Source organism: Myxococcus sp. SDU36 (assembly GCF_030168875.1).
Taxonomy (GTDB): domain Bacteria; phylum Myxococcota; class Myxococcia; order Myxococcales; family Myxococcaceae; genus Myxococcus; species Myxococcus vastator.
Genome location: NZ_CP077414.1, coordinates 2,743,323 through 2,763,599, shown reverse-complemented (window position 1 = coordinate 2,763,599; position 20,277 = coordinate 2,743,323). Strand labels below are relative to the sequence as shown.

Annotated in this window: 19 protein-coding genes; 8 read left to right on the top strand and 11 right to left on the bottom strand. The window is 68.6% G+C overall.

Features of this window, described 5'->3' with window-relative positions; all coding sequences use genetic code 11:
• Positions 1–4 precede the first annotated feature (4 nt).
• The 3 genes from KGD87_RS10745 to KGD87_RS10735 are packed head-to-tail and all read left to right on the top strand — an operon-like array spanning position 5 to position 7,233.
• Positions 5–1,168: an ArsA family ATPase gene (locus tag KGD87_RS10745; RefSeq protein ID WP_284667371.1), complete on the top strand. Its 1,164-nt coding sequence runs from the start codon at positions 5–7 to the stop codon at positions 1,166–1,168.
• Positions 1,168–1,632 (top strand): hypothetical protein, encoded by a 465-nt coding sequence (locus KGD87_RS10740; RefSeq protein ID WP_284667370.1) that lies wholly within the window; start codon positions 1,168–1,170, stop codon positions 1,630–1,632. Before KGD87_RS10745 ends, KGD87_RS10740 begins: the two co-directional genes overlap by 1 nt.
• 48 nt (positions 1,633–1,680) lie before the next feature.
• Positions 1,681–7,233 (top strand): type I polyketide synthase, encoded by a 5,553-nt coding sequence (locus KGD87_RS10735; protein WP_284667369.1) that lies wholly within the window; start codon positions 1,681–1,683, stop codon positions 7,231–7,233.
• Positions 7,234–7,237: 4 nt separating this feature from the next.
• On the opposite strand, the gene KGD87_RS10730 is transcribed toward KGD87_RS10735, so the two are convergent.
• The 9 genes from KGD87_RS10730 to KGD87_RS10690 all read right to left on the bottom strand — a co-directional run bounded on the left by KGD87_RS10730 (position 7,238) and on the right by KGD87_RS10690 (position 14,029).
• The gene (locus KGD87_RS10730; protein ID WP_284667368.1) at positions 7,238–7,498 is read right to left on the bottom strand and encodes an acyl carrier protein; all 261 of its coding nucleotides are present in this window, start codon (positions 7,496–7,498) and stop codon (positions 7,238–7,240) included.
• A complete protein-coding gene (locus KGD87_RS10725; protein WP_284667367.1) occupies positions 7,495–8,283 on the bottom strand; it encodes a thioesterase II family protein in 789 nt (262 codons plus the stop codon). Before KGD87_RS10725 ends, KGD87_RS10730 begins: the two co-directional genes overlap by 4 nt.
• A 30-nt stretch (positions 8,284–8,313) precedes the next feature.
• The gene (locus KGD87_RS10720) at positions 8,314–9,714 is read right to left on the bottom strand and encodes a hypothetical protein (protein WP_284667366.1); all 1,401 of its coding nucleotides are present in this window, start codon (positions 9,712–9,714) and stop codon (positions 8,314–8,316) included.
• 144 nt (positions 9,715–9,858) lie between these two features.
• Entirely contained in the window at positions 9,859–10,005 is a 147-nt protein-coding gene (locus KGD87_RS10715) for a hypothetical protein (protein WP_284667365.1), read from the bottom strand.
• A 60-nt stretch (positions 10,006–10,065) separates the two neighbouring features.
• Positions 10,066–11,394, bottom strand: coding sequence for a JmjC domain-containing protein (locus KGD87_RS10710; RefSeq protein ID WP_284667364.1), 1,329 nt, complete (start codon positions 11,392–11,394; stop codon positions 10,066–10,068).
• Between the two features lie 3 nt (positions 11,395–11,397).
• Positions 11,398–11,664, bottom strand: coding sequence for a hypothetical protein (locus KGD87_RS10705; protein ID WP_284667363.1), 267 nt, complete (start codon positions 11,662–11,664; stop codon positions 11,398–11,400).
• Positions 11,665–11,856: 192 nt separating this feature from the next.
• Entirely contained in the window at positions 11,857–12,642 is a 786-nt protein-coding gene (locus tag KGD87_RS10700) for a hypothetical protein (RefSeq protein ID WP_284667362.1), read from the bottom strand.
• Between the two features lie 11 nt (positions 12,643–12,653).
• Positions 12,654–13,145, bottom strand: coding sequence for a DUF6624 domain-containing protein (locus KGD87_RS10695; RefSeq protein ID WP_284667361.1), 492 nt, complete (start codon positions 13,143–13,145; stop codon positions 12,654–12,656).
• A gap of 122 nt (positions 13,146–13,267) precedes the next feature.
• Positions 13,268–14,029, bottom strand: a complete 762-nt coding sequence (locus KGD87_RS10690; protein ID WP_284667360.1) for a GNAT family N-acetyltransferase — start codon at positions 14,027–14,029, stop codon at positions 13,268–13,270.
• Positions 14,030–15,176: 1,147 nt separating this feature from the next.
• Here KGD87_RS10690 and KGD87_RS10685 point away from each other — a divergent pair.
• The 5 genes from KGD87_RS10685 (at position 15,177) to KGD87_RS10665 (ending at position 17,838) form a co-directional block, all read left to right on the top strand.
• A complete protein-coding gene (locus KGD87_RS10685; protein ID WP_284667359.1) occupies positions 15,177–15,635 on the top strand; it encodes a hypothetical protein in 459 nt (152 codons plus the stop codon).
• 233 nt (positions 15,636–15,868) lie between these two features.
• Entirely contained in the window at positions 15,869–16,279 is a 411-nt protein-coding gene (locus KGD87_RS10680) for an imm11 family protein (RefSeq protein ID WP_284667358.1), read from the top strand.
• Positions 16,280–16,404: 125 nt separating this feature from the next.
• Positions 16,405–16,911 (top strand): DUF3291 domain-containing protein, encoded by a 507-nt coding sequence (locus KGD87_RS10675; protein WP_163777368.1) that lies wholly within the window; start codon positions 16,405–16,407, stop codon positions 16,909–16,911.
• A gap of 33 nt (positions 16,912–16,944) precedes the next feature.
• Positions 16,945–17,367, top strand: coding sequence for a DUF4440 domain-containing protein (locus KGD87_RS10670; RefSeq protein WP_284667357.1), 423 nt, complete (start codon positions 16,945–16,947; stop codon positions 17,365–17,367).
• Between the two features lie 27 nt (positions 17,368–17,394).
• A complete protein-coding gene (locus tag KGD87_RS10665) occupies positions 17,395–17,838 on the top strand; it encodes a hypothetical protein (RefSeq protein ID WP_284667356.1) in 444 nt (147 codons plus the stop codon).
• A gap of 15 nt (positions 17,839–17,853) precedes the next feature.
• On the opposite strand, the gene KGD87_RS10660 is transcribed toward KGD87_RS10665, so the two are convergent.
• Both KGD87_RS10660 and KGD87_RS10655 read right to left on the bottom strand, forming a co-directional pair.
• Entirely contained in the window at positions 17,854–19,392 is a 1,539-nt protein-coding gene (locus tag KGD87_RS10660) for a pyridoxal phosphate-dependent decarboxylase family protein (protein ID WP_284667355.1), read from the bottom strand.
• A complete protein-coding gene (locus KGD87_RS10655) occupies positions 19,385–20,275 on the bottom strand; it encodes an MBL fold metallo-hydrolase (RefSeq protein WP_284667354.1) in 891 nt (296 codons plus the stop codon). The genes KGD87_RS10660 and KGD87_RS10655 overlap by 8 nt, the downstream gene beginning before the upstream one ends.
• Between the last annotated feature and the right edge of the window lie 2 nt (positions 20,276–20,277).

The following is a 20,277-nucleotide window of genomic DNA, read 5'->3' as shown; positions in this document are numbered from 1 at the left end:
TGAGATGGCCAGGATCATTCTTGTCTCCGGTACAGGCGGCTCCGGGAAGACCACGGTGGCGGCGGCGACGGCGCTCGCGGCCTCCCGCCGGGGGCTCCGGACCCTCGTGCTCTCGTTCGACCAGTCCCACGGCCTCAGCGCCGCCATGGGCGTCGAGCGTCCGCTCTTCTCAGGGCCTCGGGGCGTGCCCGTGGGCGTCAACGACCACCTGTCCTTCCACGAGGTGGACGTTGGGGAAGAGCTCCGCCGGGGATGGAACGAGGGCCAGGGCGGACTGGCCGCGCTCGTGGATGGCGGGCTGGAGCGCGTGAATGCGGGGGAGGTGGCGATGACGGCCGAGGCGGCCCACGTCGTCATGCTCCTCCGGCTGGGCGAGTCCCTCCGCGAGCAGCAGCACGACCTCGTCATCGTGGATTGCCCGTCCACCCGCACGGCCCTCCAGTTGCTCAACACCGTGCCGGCGATGAGCTGGTACGCGCGCAAGCAGCAGGCGCCCGCGCAGCCGGGGCGCAGGGCACGCCTGCTGGCGGCGAGCCTCCACGGCGCGGACGCGAGCCTGGAGGTTCGCGACCGGCTGAACGCCGTGGACGCGCTGCTGCACGACCCGGAGGTGACGACCCTCCGGCTGGTGACCACCGCGGACACGGTGTCCGGGCAGGAGGCGCAGCGGGCGTACACGTACTTCAGCCTGCTGGGCCTCGCGGTGGACTGCGTTGTCATCAACCGGCTCGCACCGGAAGCCGCCGACGCCGGCTCCGACCGGGTCAAGGCGCAGCAGGCACAACTGGAGAAGCTCCAGGGCGCCTTTTCGTCGCTGCTGCTGTTGAAGGTCCCGCACCAGGCCACGGAGGTGGTGGGGGAGAAGCCGCTGGAGGTCTTCGCGGAGCAGCTCTACCAGGGCGAGGACCCCGTCCGTCTCACGGCCCCGCAGCCTGCCCTGGGCATCCGCAAGGACGCAGTGGATGCGTATTCGCTGGAGGTGCGGCTCCCCTTCGTGGCGAAGAGCGAGGTCGAGCTCTTCCGCCGCGGCGCGGAGTTCGTCATCCAGGTCGGGGCCGTCCGGCGCAACGTCGTGTTGCCTCGGATGATTGCACTCCTCCCGACGTCGGGCGCCCGCATGGAGGGTGACCGGCTCATCGTGAGTTTCCAAAAAGAAAGAGGTGTTTGATGTCCACGCAAGATGACCGTTATCCGCAGGGTTCCTTTGGCGCTTCACCGGAGTACGGCGCTCGGTTCGCCGAGCTCACCAACGCCCTGATTCCGGGCGGGCGAGGCCTGGTGCAGCAGCTCTTCCGCGCGAAGCAGGAGGCGCTCAAGGGCGTCGCGCACATCCTCGAAGCGCAGATTCATGAGCTGCAGCACATCGACGCCGCCATCGAGGACCAGGCGAAGCAGGCGCACACGGCTCCGGCGGCGGGCCAGCCGCACCGGTCCGGGGTGTCGTTTAACGACGTGCTCCAGAAGGCGGGGGACCTGATCCTCGCGAAGCGGCCGAAGGGGACGCCGGCCTCCGACGCGTGCGCCCGGCCCAGTGACCGCCGTGCGCCTCCGGCGAGCGTCACGAGCGAGGCTGCGACGGGCACCGCGTCCAGCCCCGCGCCGGAACCGCTGGAGAAGATTTCCATCAGCTAGTCGCAGCGAAAGGGGTGGGCAGTGTCTGATGAATCCATTCGAGTGAGGATGTCCAACGAGGAGAACGCTCTCTCGATGGAGTCGATGACGCCCTTGCAACGGGCGGCATTGGCCATCAAGACCCTCCGGGCGCGCGTGGATGGATTGGAGCGCGCGCGCTCGGAGCCCATCGCCGTCATTGGCATGGGGTGCAGGTTCCCCGGTGGCGCGAACGACCCGCGCGCCTATTGGGAGCTGCTGCGCGGCGGCGTCGACGCCGTGAGCATCGTCCCGCCGGACCGCTGGGACGTGGACGCGTACTACGCGGCGGACCCGGACGCGGGCTGGAAGATGGTGGTTCGTGAGGGTGGGTTCCTCAACCAACCCATCGCCGGCTTCGACAGTGAGTTCTTCGGATTGTCGCCGCGCGAGGCGAACTACGTCGACCCGCAGCAGCGCTTGATGCTGGAGGTGTCGTGGGAGGCCCTGGAGGACGCCGGAATCGCTCCGGGCTCCCTGGTGGGCAGCGACACGGGCGTCTATGTCGGCTTCCTGAGCAGTGACTACGGGCGCGTTCCCTTCAACGCGGTGCAGACGCGGGACCTGCCGTACATGGGGACCGGGAACGAGCTGAGCTTCTCCGCGGGCCGTGTGTCCTACGTGCTGGGCCTCCAGGGCCCGTCCATGGTGGTGGCGACCGCGTGCTCTTCCGCGCTGGTCTCCGCCCACCTGGCCTGCCAGGCGCTGCGGCAGGGGGAGTGCTCCCTGGCGCTCGCGGGCGGAGTGAATGTGATTCTCCGGCCGGACAACAACATCGTCCTGTCGAAGATGCGGGCGCTCGCGCCGGATGGGCGCTCGAAGACGTTCGATGCGTCCGCGAATGGCTACGGACGTGGCGAGGGCTGCGGCGTCCTGGTGCTCAAGCGGCTCTCGGATGCGCAGCGGGACAACGACCGCATCCTCGCTGTCATCCGTGGCTCCGCGGTGAATCACGACGGGCTCAGCGGCGGCCTGACGGTTCCCAACGGGCCCGCGCAGGAGAAGCTGCTGCGCAAGGCGCTGGAGTCGGCGAGCCTGGCCCCAGCGGACGTGAACTACATCGAGGCCCATGGCACGGGGACGCCGCTGGGCGACCCGATTGAGCTGCGGGCGCTGGACGCGGTGCTCCGGCACGGGCGCGGCGCGGACGCCCCGTTGCTCGTCGGCTCCGCGAAGACGAACCTCGGGCACTTGGAGTCCGCCGCCGGCGCCGCGGGGATGATCAAGGTCGTGCTGTCGCTGGGGCAGGATGAGATTCCCCCGCACCTGCACTTCCGCACGCCCAACCCGGCCGTGGACTGGGAGCAGTTGCAGATTTCCATCCCTACGCAGGTGACGCCGTGGCCCAAGGGCGACAAGCCCCGCGTGGCTGGGGTCAGCGGCTTCGGGCTCAGCGGCGTCAACGCGCATGTCCTCATCGAGGAAGCTCCGCCCGCGCCCGCGCGAACGACGGAGGCGACGCCGCGGCCGATGCACGTCCTGACGTTGTCCGCGCGCACCCCCCAGGCGCTGAACGAGCTGGCGCAGCGCTATGCGCAGGTGCTCGGCGGCCCGGGGCTCGCGTCACAGTCACTGGAGGACATCTGCTTCACCGCGAACACGGGGCGGGACGCCTTCCGGCACCGGCTCGCGGTGCTGGGGAGCTCACAGGAGGCCATGCAGGCGCAGTTGATGTCCTGCCTGGCCGGGCAGACGTCATCGTCGGTGCTGTGCGGGAAGGCGGAAGGGGAGCCCCGGCTGGCCTTCCTGTTCACCGGGCAGGGCGCGCAGTGGCTGGGCATGGGAGAGGAGCTCTTCCGCACCGAGCCCACCTTCCGCGAGGCGCTCCTGCGCTGTGACGCCGTGCTGAAGCCGTTGATGGGGCAGTCGCTCATCGACTTGCTGCATCCTTCCGAGCGCGACGCGCAGGCGCGAGCCCGGCTGGACGAGACGGGCTTCACCCAGCCCGCGTTGTTCGCGCTCGAGTACGCCCTGGCGCAGGTGTGGATGCAGTGGGGCCTTCGCCCGGACTTCGTGATGGGGCACTCCGTGGGTGAGTTCGTGGCGGCCTGCGTGGCCGGCGTCTTCACCCTGGAAGAAGGACTGGCGCTCATCGCCACGCGCGCCCGGCTGATGCAGTCCCTGCCCGCGGGCGGGACGATGGCCGCCGTGTCCGCGGAGGCCGCGGAGGTGGAGGCGCTGCTCTCCCGGTATGACGGGCAGGTGTCCATCGCGGCGCTCAACGGTCCTCGCAACGTGGTGATTTCGGGGCGCGAGGCCGCCGTCAACGACTGCGTGGCTGAGCTGACGCGGAAGGGCAAGCGCGGCACGATGCTGCGCGTCTCGCACGCGTTCCACTCCGCGTTGATGGACCCCATCCTCGAAGCGTTCTCAGCGGCCGTGGCGAAGGTGAAGCTCCAGCCTCCGGTCATCCCGCTGATTTCGAACCTGAGCGGGCGCGAGGCGGGGAAGGAAATCCTGACGCCCCGGTACTGGGTGCGGCACCTTCGTGAGCCGGTGATGTTCGCCCGGGGCATGCAGACGCTGGAGCAGGCCGGCGTGAAGGCCTTCCTGGAGGTCGGTCCGAAGCCGACGCTGGTGACCATGGGCCAGTCCTGCATCACGAAGGAGGACACGCTCTGGGTGGGCAGCTTGCGGCCGGAGCGCTCGGACTGGCAGCAGCTGCTGGAGGGGCTCGCGGCCCTTTACGTCGCCGGTGTGCCGGTGGACTGGCGGGGCGTGGACCAGGGCCGTGAGCGCCACAAGGTCGCGCTGCCCGTCTACCCCTTCCAGCGGCGCAATCACTGGATGGACCTCAATGGGTCCACCTGGGACATCCCGGGCGTGAGCACCGCGCCGGAGACAGGGGCCTCGCCAGGGCATCCTCTCCTGGGCATTCCGCACGCGTCGCCTTCCCAGGTGCGGCAGTTCGAGTCCTCCGTGGGGGCCGCGAAGCCGGCCTTCCTGAAGGACCATGGCGTCTACGGACAGATTCTGATGCCGGGCGCGGCCTACGTGGAGATGGGGCTCGCCGCGGGGGCCTCGCTCTTCGGCGCGGCGGGTGGGACGGTGGACGAAATCACCTTCTCGCAGGCCCTCTTCCTCCCGGAGGAAGGGGAGCGCCGGGTACACCTGCTCTACTCGCCGGAAGGCGAACGCGCCGGGCGCTTCGAAATCCACAGTCAGGAGGAGCGCACGGGGGAGGGCGAGCCCGCGTGGATCCTCCATGCCCACGGAAAGCTCTCCTCGACGACGGCCGCAACGGCTGAGCGTGTCGACGTGGAGCGTCTGCGTGCCGCGCTGACGCGCGAGGTGTCCGTGGAGGGCTACTACGCGAAGCTGGGGCAGGCGGGGCTCGCGTATGGCCCCAGCTTCCGAGGCATCCAGGCGCTCTGGCGGGGTGACAACGCGGTGCTGGGGCGCCTGGCCCTGTCAGGCAGCGCGGCGGCGGACGCGGGGCAGTACCAGCTTCAACCCGCGCTCCTGGATGCGTGCTTCCAGATGGTGGGCGCGGTGCTCGACGAGGAAGGGGATGCCGCCTACCTCCCCGTGGGGGTCGGCAAGGTGCAGGTGCGGCGCGGCGGGCTGGGTGAGGTGTGGGCCCATGCGACGCTGGCGCGGAGCGATGACCCGAAGGGCCCGGGCTACGTGTGCGACCTCCAGTTGCTCACGGCGGATGGGGAGCGCGTGGCCACGGTGGAGAAGCTGCTGCTCCGGCGCATCACCCGGGAAGGACTGCTGGGCGCGAAGAGCAAGCGCTACCAGAGCTGGCTGTACGAGCTGGCGTGGCAGCCCCGTCCGCTGGAGGCTCCACCGGAGGCGGCGCACGCTGCTGGGACACAGTGCCTCATCCTCGCTGACGCGGCGGGGCTGGGCGCGCGCCTGGCCGAGCGACTGACGAAGCAGGGCTGGCACGTGGTGACAGTGACCGCTGGCGCGAGAGCCACGGTCGATGGTCGCGATTCGGCGCTCGCGCTCCTGGGCCGGTTGCGCCCGGAGGCGCTGCAAGGGCCGCTGCATGTGGTGGACCTGTGGAGCCTCGACGGTGGTGGAGACGACGTCCCCGCGCGGGCCCTTGGACACGGCGCGCGTGTGCTCGCGCTCGCTCAGGCGCTCGTCGAGGCGAAGGGACAGAGCACCTCGCTCTGGCTGGTGACCCGCGGCGCGCAGGCGACCTCGGAGAAGGAGCGCATCACGCACCTGGAGAGCTCGGTCCTCTGGGGCCTGGGCAAGTCCATCACCCGCGAGCATCCGGACCTCCATTGCCGACGCGTGGACCTGGACGCCAGCGCGCCCGAACACGAAGTCGCCCAGCTTCAGGCCGAGCTGCTCGGTGCGAGCGCCGAGGACGAACTCGCGTTTCGCGGAGCGACGCGCCGGGTGCCTCGGCTGGTGCGCAGCCGGAAGCTCCGTGGGGCGAGCGGCGAGGCCGCGCTGAAGCCGGACGCGAGCTATCTCGTCACGGGTGGCCTTGGCGGACTGGGGCTCATCGTCGCGGAGCGGCTGGCGGAGCGCGGCGCCCGTCACCTGGTCCTGATGGGGCGGCGTGAGCCGGGGCCCGAGGCGCGCACTCGACTGACGGCGCTGGAGCAGCGCGGCGTCACCATTCACTGCGTGCAGGGCGACGTGGCCGTGGCCGCCGACGTGGAGCGCGTCCTCGCCGGGCGCTCCGGGAGCGTGCCGCCCCTGCGTGGTGTCATCCACTCCGCGGGTGTCATCGATGATGGCCTCTTCGTGCAGATGACGCCGGAGCGGCTGGCCAAGGCCTTCGCGCCCAAGGTCTCCGGTGGCTGGAACCTCCACCGCGCGTTGCAAGGCACGGCGTTGGATTTCTTCGTCGTGTTCTCCTCGGCGGCGTCGCTCATCGGCTCGGCGGGACAGGCCAACTACGTGGCCGCGAATGCGTTCCTGGATGCGCTGGCCCGCTCCCGCCAGGCCGACGGCCTGCCCGCCCTGAGCCTCAACTGGGGCGCGTGGGCCGAGGTGGGCGCGGCCGCGGAGGAGCAGATTCGCCGCCGCATGGAGCAGCTGGGCTTCGGCGTGATTCCTCCGGAAGACGGGCTCCAGGTTTTCGAGCAGTCGCTGGGGCTGAGCGGTCAGCTCGGTGTCCTCCCCGTGGACTGGGCGGTGCTCGGGCGGCGCGGACGTTCGCCGCTGTTCGAGGCCTTCATCGAGAAGGCCAGCCCCGCGGCGAGCGAGGGGATTCGTCAGCGACTGGAGCGGCTCGAACTCAAGGAGCGGCGCGGCGCCTTGCGTGCGCACGTGGGCGAGCTGGTCAACGGCGTGCTGGGGCGTCCCATGACGGAGCCGCTGGACCCGAACCAGGGCTTCTTCGAGTTCGGCATGGACTCGCTGATGTCCGTGGAGCTGCGCAACGTCCTGCAGCGGAGCCTGGGCACCTCGCTGCCCGCGACGGTGGCCTTCGACAACCCCACCGTCAACGGGCTGGTGGACTACCTGGCGGCCGAGGTCCTGGGCCTGAAGGAAGCGCCGGCCGCGCCCGTGGAGGAGGCCCCCGAGGACGCGGAGCTGGAGGCCCTCCTGGCGGACGTGGACAGCCTGGACGATGACGCCGTCCAGGCCATGCTGCGTCGGGGCCGCTGAGCGGCTACGGCTGCCGGGGCCTCGCGTCGTAGACGAGGTCGGCGATGGCGGAGATCGTCTGGAGGTTTTCGACCTTCAGCGACTCCGAGGGAATGGTGACGCCGTACTTCTTCTGGACGAAGCCCATCATCCGGGCGGTCTCCAGCGAGTTCAGCACGCCGAGCTCCAGCAGGGGCGTGGAGGAGTCGAGGTCCTCCGCGTCCCCGCCCAGGAGCTCCTCCGCGACATAACGGGTCAGGTCATCGAGCAGGTCGTCTCTGTTCATGGCGCTGGGGTTGCTCCGACTGCGAGTTCGGCATGGACGGCCTGAACCACCTGGGCCGTCAGCTCGTTGAGAAAGAAGTGGCCGCCTGGAAACATCTTCATCGAGAAGGACTGCTGGGTTTGCAGTCGCCACGCGTCGAGCGCGGCTTCCGAGACGCGAGGATCGCGAGTCCCCCCGAAGGCACACAGTCGCACCGGAAGCGGAGGCTCCTCCTGGTAGGTGTAGCGCTCTGAAATCTTCAGGTCGGCGCGCAGGATGGGGAGGATGAGGTCCAGGATCTCCGGCTGCGCCAGGACCTGCCGCGGAATGCCGTCGTAGCGGGCGGACAGCTCGCGGATGAAGTCGTCTCGTCGCAGGCCGCTCAGCGGCGGAAGTCCGCTGCGCCGCGAGGGCGCCTCGGAGCCAGAGACGAGCAGCGTGCCAGGCAGCGGCAGGCCCCGGCGGCGGAGCTCGCGCGTCAGCTCGAAGGCGATGAGCGCGCCCAGGCTGTGGCCGAAGAAGGCGAAGGGGCTGTCGAAGAGCGGCGACAGCTCCCGCACGAGCGCGTCGAGCAACTGAGGGAGCGCTTCCACGGAGGGCTCATGCAGGCGGCTCTCCCGGCCGGGCGGCTGCACGGCGCACACCTCGACGTCCGCCTCCGGGAGCAGGTCCGACCAACGGAAGTAGGGGAGGCTGCCCGCGCCCGCGTAGGGGAAGCAGAACAGCCGGAGGCGAGGCGACGCCTGGGGTTTGCGGCGGACGAGCCAGGGGGACTCGGCCACCGCGATGCTGGATTCAGGATTCATTGACGTTGGATGGGGTGACGGACAGAGGACCTATTTCCTGCAGCCGGCGCGGACTCCGCGGGCCGTCGCCGCGAGCGTCTCGATTCCCAGCGCGAGCCAGTCCGCGCCGTCGCGTGAGAACCGCTCCGCCAGCTCGTCGTCCACCACGGGGCCTCGTCGTGAGCCTGGGCGAAGCTGCTGGAGGAAGTTCTCCCGGGCGGTGACGGAGTTCCGCGCGGTGCGCTCCGCGAGCTTGCGCCCGCTGGCGAACACCTCCGACAGGTTGGGGTCGCGCAGGTTGGACGGAGAGCCCTCGGTCGACTCGCGGCAGCGCCGCGCGAAGTCCGCCGCAGTGTGCTTGGAGGGCGCGGCCAGCAGCACGCGCTCCAGCACGGAGGCCTCCGGCCCGGGCGCGTCGAAGTTCGCCGTGTCCCCCTCCGCCTCGCAGGCGCCCATGACGTCCAGGGCCACTTCGGGCGCCAGCGCTTGTGGGCAGCCCCCGAGCTGTCGCAGCTCCCGCCGGCAGGCCTCCACGTCCACGGGCGGAAGCGGCAGGGCGGCGATGAGGGAGAACAGCGAGTGCAGCACGGGCAGCTTCACCGTCTCCGAGCCCGGCAGCGCCTTCAGGACGCGCTGCACGGAGTCCCAGGGCCTGGGGCTCCCGGGCGGGTAGAGCTTGAGGGAGCCCTGCTGGAGGAAGCTCAGCCAGCCCTCCGCGAAGGACTGGGCGCGCTTGCGGCTCTCCGGCGAGGCGATGCGAGAGGCCTCGTCATACACCGCGAGGAAGTACTCGAGGCAGATGGCCTTGCGCATCTGGATGATGCGCTCCCCCGCGGTGGTGGCCAGCGTCGCGGGCGGCGTCGAGGACAGCCCCAGCAGCTCGAGCTCCTCCGCGCTCAACCACAGGCGCCCCCGGCCGAGGTCCGCCTGGAGGTCCACCCCGTCGTCGAACATCTGCAGTCCCACGGCGGAGAGCTTCGCGATGCGCCGCACCGTGGCTTCGTCCACGTCCGCGAGCTGGAGGCGCTGCGCCATGTAGGCGCCCGGCACGGCCTTCAGGGACCAGAGGGAGAACAGCTCCCGCGAGGTGAGCGGACGGGCCTGCGCCAGCGCGTCCCGCTCCGCGGCGAAGGCGCGAAGCTGCTCCACGAGCCTCCGCTGGCCGTCCATGAGCGGGGGCGCGGCGGCCATGAACGCCCGCAGCGCCACGATGGCGTCCAGGTCCTCGGTGAGGACGGAGGCGTCGTCGAGGACGGCGTACCCGCTCGTGCGGACGGCCTCCTCGATGCGCCGGACGCCGAACCCGTAGTACGTCCAGAGGCGGGCCTCGGACTCCGTGGCGGCAATCTGTGGCAGGTAGCCCAGCACATCCGCTTCGAGGAGCCAGCGCCGCATCGCGGCGAGCGAGATGTCGCTCAGTGGGTTGCCCTGCAGGTCGACAGCGCTTTTCATGTCACGGCTCCTCGGGAGATTCCGGAGGGTGACAGGATAGTGGGAGGGGCTGCGTGCTCCAGAATGCCTTACATCGGTTCCGCGAGGCACACTGCGCAGGTTGGGAAGCGGTCCGCTCGGACGACTTCCAGCGGCCCGAGGGCTTCAGTAGGGGAAGCAGTAGACGCGGATACAGGTGCCGGCCACGGCCGTCGTGGCGGCGGGAACCGTGGTCTTCTCCATGACGTTCATCAGCTTCACGAGCTTCTGCCTGGCCTGCTTGGACGACCGGGGGGCCTTCGCCTTCGTCATGACACTCCTCCATCATGGATGTGGACTGCGGGCCAAGCCTGGGCGCTGACGGCGGATGCGTCAAGCGCTGAGAGTGATTGCGTGAAACGCGTGTAGTTTTTTCAGGAGTTCACGCATTCCCTCACGCGTCGCGGCAATGATTTCTGAGTCATGTCTCGCGGTGCGTCGTGTCCGAAACGGGCTCAGCACCGCCTTGACGCCTACAGCCGTGCCGGAGTTCAGCTTTCGGAAGAGTATTTCAACGGCGCGTCCACCGCCCACGCCGCGCAAGGCATGTCCATTGGCGGAACAAATCCATCGGGTGGCGCCGTCACGTTCGAAGAGGACGGGGAAGCTCGGGTCCACCCGCACGAGGTGTGAGTCACGCAACGGCTTTTCACGGGTGGGAGGTGGCACGGGCTCGAAGCCTCCCGAGGTCAACCGCTTGAGCCAGGTGGCCTGGAGGTGTCGCCGCGCCTCCTTCGGGTGGCTGACCTCGCGAAACGCGCTCACGGCTTCGGTGAGGGCCTGGGGCAGCGCCGTGGCCAGGACACCGCTCTTCGTGAGGGCACCGCGAGCCAGGGGCGACGCTGACACCCGCGCGAGCCGCGTCTGCTTCCACTCCTGGTCAGCGAGCGACGTCTCGTCGAGCATCCCGCGCAGCAGGTCGTCCACGGAATAGATGGCGTGGTGTTCGGTGATGGGGATGCCGACATTCACGCTGCTGGCCACGCCTGTGCCGGCGCTCTCGCCCACGTGGTAGTACGTGGAGGGCCTGTAGAGGATGTCGCCGGGCTCGACCTCCGCGACGAAGGACGACGCCAGGTAGGGCTGGTAGTCCAGGATGGTGGAGACGTCCTCGCGCAACGGCCGCTTGCGCCAGAAGCGCATCCGCTTGCGGCCGCGCAACGCGAACAGGAAGGTGGTGAAGCGGTCCAGGTGGACCCCCACGGGGCTGTGTTCGTACGTCCCATGGAACAGCGTGGTGATGCCGCCCGTCACGGGCAGGCCCACGCGCTGCCACAGCCCGGCGAAGAAGGCGCGCTGCCGTGACCAGAGCGGGAAGCTTGAGGCGTGCAGGGTGGCGATGATGAGGGCGTAGCGGCGCTGTCCGAGTTGTGCGGCGATGCGGGCGTCATACCCGTCCAGGGAGCCATCGGACGCTCGGGGCAGCCACTCCCGGGAGCGGAGCTGCCGCAGCCGGTCCACCGTGAAGGTGACGTCTGGCCGTGATGTCGGCGGGTAGCTGCGGGACAGGTAGCGCCGGGTGGCGCCTGCCGACGCCTCGAAGACGTCTTCGACGGTGAAGGGTGAGGCCCGCGTTCCCTTGAAGAGCACGGGGCGCTGGTTCCAGTAGCGCCTGACGAAGGTGTCCCAATCGAAGCGGGTGGCGATTTCCAAGGCGGGCATCCGTCAGACCTCCGCTCCGGTGATGACGTGAATGCCGCGCAGCCGGACGAGCGCGGCCACAGTGGCGCGGAGGGCCTCGCGGTGAGGACCAGAGCGAGCCAGATTGCACAGCTCATCAACGCGAGGGGGCACTTCCGAGGACAGGGCATTGAGGAGCCGCTGTCCCACGGCCTCGCTGGGACCGGGAAAGGCATGCCCGTTGACGGCCCAGATCCACAGCCCCGACGGGTCCTTCATCCGGATGATGTCCGTGGCAGGCGGCCTTCGCACCCGGTCCGTGTCTGCCAGGGACGGGGCCTGGTCCGGAGGCGGAACGGGCTCGAGCGCGCAGGCGCTGGCTCTCCTGGCCCAGATGAGACGGAGGACCTGCTGGACGTCTTCTTCCCGAGTCAGCGCGTGGAGGGTGTCCGCGGTCTGCTCGACGGACGGAATGGTGGCCTGTGCGCCCTTGCGTGGCCGGCGCTAGGGATAGGGATGGTAGGGCACGCGCTCGTCGTGGGCGTGCCGCGCTTCGAGGAGCCCAACGAGCACGTCCTTGACCGTGTCCGTGGGCCGGCTCCCCTTGACGGGAATCCACACCCGGACGGCCATGCAGTCACCCTGGGCTTCTTCGAGCTGCCAGTAGCGAGAGGCGACGTAGAGGACCTCTCCCGGACCGGCCTCCAGCGTGGTGGCCTTGTCCAGGTGTCGGTCGAAGTCCTCTGTCTCATTGGGGGGCGTGCCCCAGAGCTTCTTCCAGAGTCGGACGCGCAGCTTGCCCTGGAGAACCAGCGTCACCAGCGAATGGTGGGGCCGCTTCGTGACGCCTTGCGGGCCTCGTGTGAAGCGGCCCAGGAGCAGGTCGGTGGCCATGGGCAGCACCGGCACGCCCACGCGCTCCAGGAGCCCCCGGAGGAAGTCGCACAACGCGCTCCAGAGGGCGAAGTCGAACATGAACGGTTGTTCGATGTGGAGCTGGAAGGACGCGCCGTCCAGGTGCGTGGAGGCGCGGCGGGAGAAGGCGGACAGGGTCGCGTCGTCTTCACCGGGGAGGAGCGTTCCTGGGGCGGCGAGCCTGGCGGCCTCCACGAAGAAGCGCGCGTCGGGGAGGGCGCGGAAGCGTGTCCCGTGGCGGAAGGGGGCACAGGCGGAGATCGCGGCTTGGAAGACCTGCTCGGCGGGGAGGACGGGCGCAGGCAGTGCCAGCCGCGCGGGAGTCTTCTCCCAGTGTTGCTTCACGAAGGGCTGCCAATCGAAGGCGCGGTGCATGGTGGCTCCCGTCAGGACGGTTGGAAGGCGCGGCGGAGCTTTCGCGCGTAGGCGGCCAGCGACGGCAGGTTCAGCTCCTTCCTGCGCGAGTCGACCGAGGCCTCTTTTTCAATGGGGTAGGGGACGAGCTCGCCCTTCACCTTGCGGAACTTCGTTCCATACAACTGCTTCTTCCCCTCGCGCATGCGCACCACGTCCGTGAGGTAGGCCACCTGCTGGAGGGGAACGTCGCCGCGCGCCGCCGCGTCTCGCAGCAACTTCAGGCAGCGCTTCTGAAAGGCCAGCGAGCACTCGGCATGTTGAATCAGCCGCCAGGCGGCCGCCGCCCCGCTGCGGCCCACGAGGCGATGTCCGGGCCAGCCGTGGGCCTTGATCGTCTCGCGCAGCCATTCAATGCCCGCGTCGGTGAGGGCCTGGAGCTTGCGTTCGAGGTCGCGGTCCTTGAACTCCGTTGCCACCCACGCCGAACGCAAGGTGCTGTCGATGCGGTCCAGCCGCAGCAACTGCCCGCGGAGTTCGCGATTGACGGTGGGATGGGGATCGACGCCTTGAGTCCGTGCTGCGCTTCGGACGTTCTTAGACGGCCGTCCTTGTCTCTGCTTCGTTGTACTCGTGCGAGTCGACGTCATGGCGACACCTGCGCCGCTCCGGCGTCGACCATGAACAGCATGCGCGTAAGGAACTGGAACCCGGTACGCTCGTAGAGTCGCCCTGCTTCTTCGGTGACGGTGCTGAGAAAGAGCACGTCCACGCCATGGGTGAAGGCTTCCCGGGCCGCGCGAGAGACCAGCGCCGCACCAATGCCCCGCCCTCTCCAGGGCTGGAGCGTCGCAACGCCAGCGAGCTCGGAGGTGCCCTGGTGGGGCGGGGTGACCAGTCCACCGGCAACGGGAACGCCCTCCCACTTCGCCAGCAGCGCGCGGCCGTCCTTGAGGTCCGCCAGCGCCTTGGAGACCTCCGCGTCGCTCACCTGCGCGGGCGCTCCAGGATTGAAGCCTTCCTGGGTCGTGGCGCAGAAGGAGCGCATCTCCTCGAACGGTGCGTCTGAGGTCAGCGCGGAGATGGTGAGCCCTGGTGGGCTCGGAAGCGGCGTGTAGCTCTCTGGCGTGCACACCATCAACCGCGCTTCCGCCTCCACCCTGTAGCCCGCGCCACGAAGGATGTCCGCGAGTTGCGGTGACAGGCTGTCGACGTACTCGAAGCGGGGAACGCGCGCGCGCTGTTCGAACGCGGCTCGGAGTTGCCGCAGTGGCTCGCTCACGTCGCCCGTCACCGGTCCGTCCGGAATGGCGTAGTTCAAGTAGACCAGCGCGTCCGACGGGTGGAAGCAAGCCGTGAAGGGCGGGATGTGGATGGACTCGTAGCGCTCTCTGGCTGCGTGACGCATTGAGTCTTGCAGTCGTTCAACGAGGCTCATGGCGCCTACATTAGCAGTCGGTCGCGCGGGGGCGGTTGTCACGCGAGGGGAGACACTCAGGACGTGGCAAACAAGGTCTCAGCAACCTGTTCACACCCGAGTCGCACAGTGTGGAGGCGGTGGGAGTCGAAGCCGCACGGGTGGACTCGGTCTCTACTCGGGCCAACGGCGCCCGCTCGGCTTTCCCTCTGAAAATGGGGGGGTGATCTTCCGTCCGGGTGAATCCAGGCCGGTCCATTGGATTGGGTCCCTGCGGAGCACTAAACCCGGGCGGCGCGCCACCTTGGGGCCGTGGTGCCTGCCCGGTGCATGGTGGCGGCCAGCATACAAGCCCCGCGCTACTCCGGGCCAGAGTGGCCGCCCACGCCGCGCATCACTTCGGACCTTGGCGCCCGCCCCGTGCCGCCCCCCTCGGAGCCGTGGCGCCCACTATCGATGCGCACGTATAACTTCCTGTGCCATGAATCCACTGTCGAGGAACGAACCAGCGCATCAGTTTACCCCTGGCCAGCTCGCCGTCCGCGAGCGCGTCCAGAGGAGCCTCGAACTCTACGAGAAGCGCCACGTTCCGCGAACCGGACGGATGGAGCTGAGTCAGTTTAGGACGAGCTGACCCAAGCGGTGCGGCGAAGCCACGAACTGCACGAGGCGTGAAACATGCAGAAAGCATGCACATCTGAAAGTATCCGGCGACAGCAGTTGCTGCTCATTGTCGTGAGCGCATTGGCATTCCCTTTGGCCGTGACGGTTAGCGGATGTTCCCATGCCCAACGACCCGAGCGCCGCGTCTATGTCATCTCAGAGGGGGCGAGCGGAATTGGCGGATCTGGCGGACGCAATTGCGACGCCGAGCACATTCATTGTTTCGACAGATGCTGGGACTCCACCCCTCCATTGACGAGCATCAAGAGGGGCTCCGGAAAACATCATGAATACTGCACGGAGGAATGCCGAAGAGAGTATATGGACTGCATCAAAGAGAAAGTGCAGCAAGTGCAAAGAGGCGGAAGTGAGACGATTCAATTCTCGAGCATTGACAGGGCGCTTGACTGGTTGAGGGGACATAAGACGGAGGTGGCCATTGGAACGGTAGTTGTCGTCGCGGGCGTAACTTTCATTGTTGCAACTGGCGGCGCTGGCGCGCTGGTGCTCGCGCCCCTTGCTCTTTGAAGAACCAACGAAAGGCCGACACGCAATGATAATCTCAAAAGACTTTGATATGGATTCAATCCTCCGAACCCTTGATGCGGCAAGCAAAAACTACCCGCCCGGCTCGAAAGAAGAATCAGCAGTCCAGCTCGCCGCCATTTCCCTGCTCTACATACGTCGAATCAAAAAGCTGGATGATTTTCTAGAATATTATCACGATTTTTCCGACCCGACATTCCGTGTCCCTGTTGCTCAGGCATTTTCGACGCAAGAGGAGGCGGATAAATGGCTGGCCAGCGGGCAAGCCTCTGACGGGGAACTTGTCAGAATCGCGGGGCAAGGCTTCCAGGTCATTCAGTTGCCAAGTGGTACGAGGTTTCTTCGGACCCCACTTCCGGAAGAGCTTGGCCCCCCGGGCTCAGAGTAGGGTGTCCTTCCGGCAGACGTGCGTGAAGGACCCTGGCGCCTCCGGTACCGTCCTCGGCCCATTGGAGCGGACCGGGAGAGACACGGTGGCGAGAGGCAGTATAGCAGCGGAAGAGTTGAAGGCGTTGCGCGGGCGCGTGCAGCAGTGGCGGCTGACGCGTGCCCGGCAGGGACGGATGCCGGAGGCGCTGTGGAGGGAGGCGGTTTCGGCGGCGCAGCGTTACGGGGTGTCCCATGTACGGCCTCCCATCGCCTGTCGTCTCCCCTCGGCTGAAGGAGGTACTTGAAGCCGCGGAGCTCCCCGGCGTCCAGTTCGTCCCGGCGGACGTCCAGACGGGTGACGGGGTGTTGCGCTACTGGCTGATGCACATGTGGCGGGCCATCCTCTGCATGGACAGGCAGCGCTCCATCTTCGAGGAGACCGAGGTGGGCCACGTCCTGCTGAGCCTCGACAAGCTCGTCCTCGACGAGGCGGTGCTTCGCGAGGTGCCGTTACACGAGCGGCGTGCCTTCATGCTGGAGGAGGACACCGTTCACCTGTTCCACCGCTCCGTTGTGGAGCAGGTGCTCTCCCTCTCTCCGTCTCCGAAGGGCCTGCGCTTCGTCCCTGTGAGCGAATGGAGCGATGCCTCCGGATTCAGGTGAGGGAGTCCCCATCGATTCTGAAAGGTCCGCAAGGCAATGCCGTGCGTCATGCCCTTAGAATGCTTGGTGCCAGACAGCCCCATGGCTATACTCGCGGCTCCCTTCAACACGCCAAGCAAGCACCCATGACGACCCAGAAATTCCATGTCGCGCAGCTGGCGATTTCGCTGGCACGCGAACCCCTTGACCACCCCCTGATGCAAGACTTTGTCGCGCAGCTCCGGCCGGTGAATGAACTGGCGGACCGCTCACCTGGATTTGTCTGGCGGCTTCAAACGGGCGCTGGCGATGCCACGGGAGTCCGTGGGTTCGACAACCCGCTGATCCTGCTGAACATGTCGACGTGGGAGTCGGTCGAGTCGCTCTTCGACTTCGTCTACAAGAGTGAGCACGTGGTGCCCTTCCGCAGCCGCCGGAAGTGGTTCCTCCCCGTCGAGGGACCGCCGTATGTGCTCTGGTGGGTGCCCGTCGGCCATATTCCCACGGTCGCGGAGGCCAAGGAGCGGCTTGAGCTGCTCGCGAGCGAAGGTCCTTCGTCCCGTGCGTTCGACTTCAGGCGCCGCTTTCCGCCCCCGGGTGAAGCGCATGCGCCGGTGGAGCCCCAAGGCAAGCGCGCGTCAGGCCAGGTCTGACGCCAGGCCACCCTCCAGCGGAGCCCTTGAACCATGTCTGGAATCGTCGAGCTCAGTCGAACGGAAGTCATTGAATTCCACCGTGTCCTCGAAGCGTGGCTTCGAGGGACAGGCCCCGCCGCCGCGTCCGGAACGGCCCGGATGGCGAACGCCTTCGCGCCGGACTGCACGCTGTATGCTCCGGGCGGCGTGGCCGAGAAGAAGCCGGTGTTGCTGGAGCGGCTCTCCAAGGCCCTCGGCGCACAGCCGGACATGAAGATCACCATCGATGATTTCGCTCCGGTGTGGGCCCGGGATGACGTCGCCCTGGTGCGGTACGTGGAGTGGCGCGAGGCGGGCGGGCAGAAGACGGGCAGGTACGCCACGGTGCTGTTCCAGGCGGACCCGGCCGCGCCCGGCGGTGTGGTGTGGCTGCACATCCACGAAACCTGGATGGCCGACCACGGCCCCAGGTAGCGAGCGCGGCCCCCTGAGAGGAATCACATGAGACTGAGCACGCTCGCCGACTTCGACCTGCACTACACCTGGATGGAGTACCTGGACTTCGGCAGTGGAGGCCAGTACCTCGCCATCGTCGACGGGGCCCTCACCGGCGAGCGGCTCGCGGGCCCGGTGCGCTTCTTGAACACGCCGGTGAAGCGGCCTGACAACGTGAACCTGCCCGCGCTGCGCGGCGTGCTCACCACCCCGTCGGGGGGCAAGGTCTACCTGGAGCTGAATGGCGTCTCGCTGCTGCGAGCCCGCGACCAGGCTCGCGTCTGCACCGCGTCCGTGATGTTCCGCAGCAACAGCGCGGAGCACGCCTGGCTGAACGATGCCTTCGGCCTCCTGGAGGGTGTCCTGGATGCCTCCAACCGGGCGCGCGGTCGAATCCACCTGTGTGAGAACACCCTCGGCCTGGATGAGCCCGAAGGGCCGGCCCGCTGACGGGCACGCCGAGGCTCACGCCGTCCGGTGCTGGCGTCCCGGCCGGAGCTCCGCGTCGACCTCGGTGCCCAGTCGCCGCACCAGGCCCGGGAGGCGCTCGATGTCGGCGAGCGTGGTGTTGTTGTTCACGATGCAGACGCGCAGCGCGGCCTGGCCCTCCACGTCCGTATGCGAGGGATAGGCCACGCCGCCGCGCTGCAGCCGCTTGAGCAGCGCCTTGTTCAGGGTGTTGAGGTAGTCGCGGTGCGCCTCCGCCTGGGGCTCGAGGTCCGCCGGGATGAAGCGGAACGTGGTGATGCTCAAGCCGTGGGTCAGCGGCTCCAGCTCGGGCTCGGCCTCGACACAGGTGTAGAGCCGGCGCGCGAGCCGGATGTCGTCACCAATCATCCGCGCGTAGCCCGCCCGTCCCTCGTGTTGCAGGCACAAGCGCACCTTGAGGGCGCGCAGGCTGCGGGTGGTCTGCGGCCCCAGGTCCCGGAGCTGGAGCGTCTCCGGGCCTCCCAGCAGGAGCTGCTCGTCGCTGTCCGCGTAGTAGGAGGCGCCCTGATGGAAGGTGTCATACAGCACGCGCCGGTCTCGCGTGAGCAGGCACCCGACATCCGCGGGCAGGTACATCCACTTGTGCGGGTCGACGACCAGCGAGTCCGCGAGCCGGAGGGCCTGCAGCTCCAGGGGCGCGTCGGGCGACAGCACGGCCAGCGCTCCGTACGCGCCGTCCACGTGGAACCACAGCCCCTCCTCCTGGCAGAGGGCGGAGATGTCGGGCAGCGGATCCACCGCGCCCGTGCCCGTGGTCCCCGCGGTCGCGGCGACCATGAAGGGCCGCAGCCCCGCCTTCCTATCAGCGGCGAGCCGCTGCGCCAGGCTGCTGAAGCGCATCCGGCCGCTTCGGTCGGTGTCGACCTTGCGCACCGCGTTCGACCCGAGGCCGCAGAGGTTGGCGGCGGACACGATGCTCGTGTGGGCCTCGGCGCTGGCATACAGGCACAGGGGCGCGCCCGCTGGCCCCCGCACGCCCTCCGCGCGAACGTCCCAGCCGGCCTTGACGTGCAAGGCCGCGCGCATGGCGACCAGGTTGGCCAGGGAGCCGCCACCGAGGAACAGCCCGCCACAGTCCGTGGGGAAGCCGACGAGCCGGGCGAGCCAACGCACCGTCTGCGCCTCCAGCGACACGGTGAGGGCGCACGTCGGGTAGCTGGTGACGGGCGGGTTGATGACGGACGCGAGCAGATCCGCCAGGGCGCCCAGCGGGCTCGGTGAGCCCATGATGTAGGCCCAGAAGCGAGGATGCGCCGTGGAGACGGCGTGCTCACGCAGGAGCATGAAGGCCCGCTCCAGCGCCACGCCGGGCGCCATTCCCTGCTCCGGGAAGGCGTCCGCGTCCAGGAGCGCGCGGATGCGAGGCGCCGAGTCCTCGGCCCGGACGGGCTGGTCCGGTAGCGCGGTCAGGAAATCACCAAGCTGGTCCACCAGCCGGTGCCCCAGCTCCCGGAACTCGGCCGCGGACATGCCCGCGGCGTGGGAGCGCCCCTTGGCCTCGGCGCCCTCAGTCATCGGCGCGTTCCGTCTCTTCCCGGACCAGCTCCGCGGCGACGGCGTTGGCCCCCGCGGTGATGAACGTCTCCAGGTCGGACGTCGGCAGGTGCTGCTTCATCACCTGGACGAGCCGCGCCTTGGCCTTGTCGTCCAGCGTGCTCTTTCCCTGGGCGAGCTCACGGACCGTCTTCCGGTAGAGGTGCAGGTAGCGGCGCTGGGCCTCCAGGCTGGCCTTGGAGGCGCTGGGCGCGCCGTGCCCCGTGAAGAGCAGCGCGTCCTTGGAGAGCTTCGCCTCCAGCCGGTCCAGGTTCTTCAGCCACAGGGCGGAGTGGCCGTCATTCATGAAGGAGTGGATGCCGCCGAAGACGATGTCCCCCACGAAGGTCACGGACGCGGCGCGGCCGACGACCCAGTAGCTGTCCCAGTGGGACTCGCCTTCCCCCAGCTCCCCGACGGTGAACGGGACGCCGTCGAAGTGCAGCGTCTCCCCCTCCTTGACGAACTGGTTGGGGAAGCGCCGCGTGGCGGGCCAGTCCTCGCCGAAGACGGGCTTCCACTGCTTCTCCTTGGCGTCGTCGATGCGGCGGATGACGGCGTCCACGCCCTGGGTCGCAATCATGGGCACGTCCAGTCCCCGGGTGATTTCGGCCGCGCCGTTGTAGTGGTCCGGGTGCCCGTGGGTGACGATGAGGCCCACGAGCGGCTTGCCCGTCGCCTCGACGCGCGCGCGCACGCCCCGGGCATCGGAGACGCGCATCATCGCGTCGATGACGACCACGGACCGGGCCGTCTCCACGATGAAGGCGTTGGTGAACAGCCCCTCGCTCCCCGAGTTGTGGACGTGGACCTTGAACTCATCCGCGGAGTGGGGGACGGGACGTTCGCGCTGCTGTGGTTTCACGG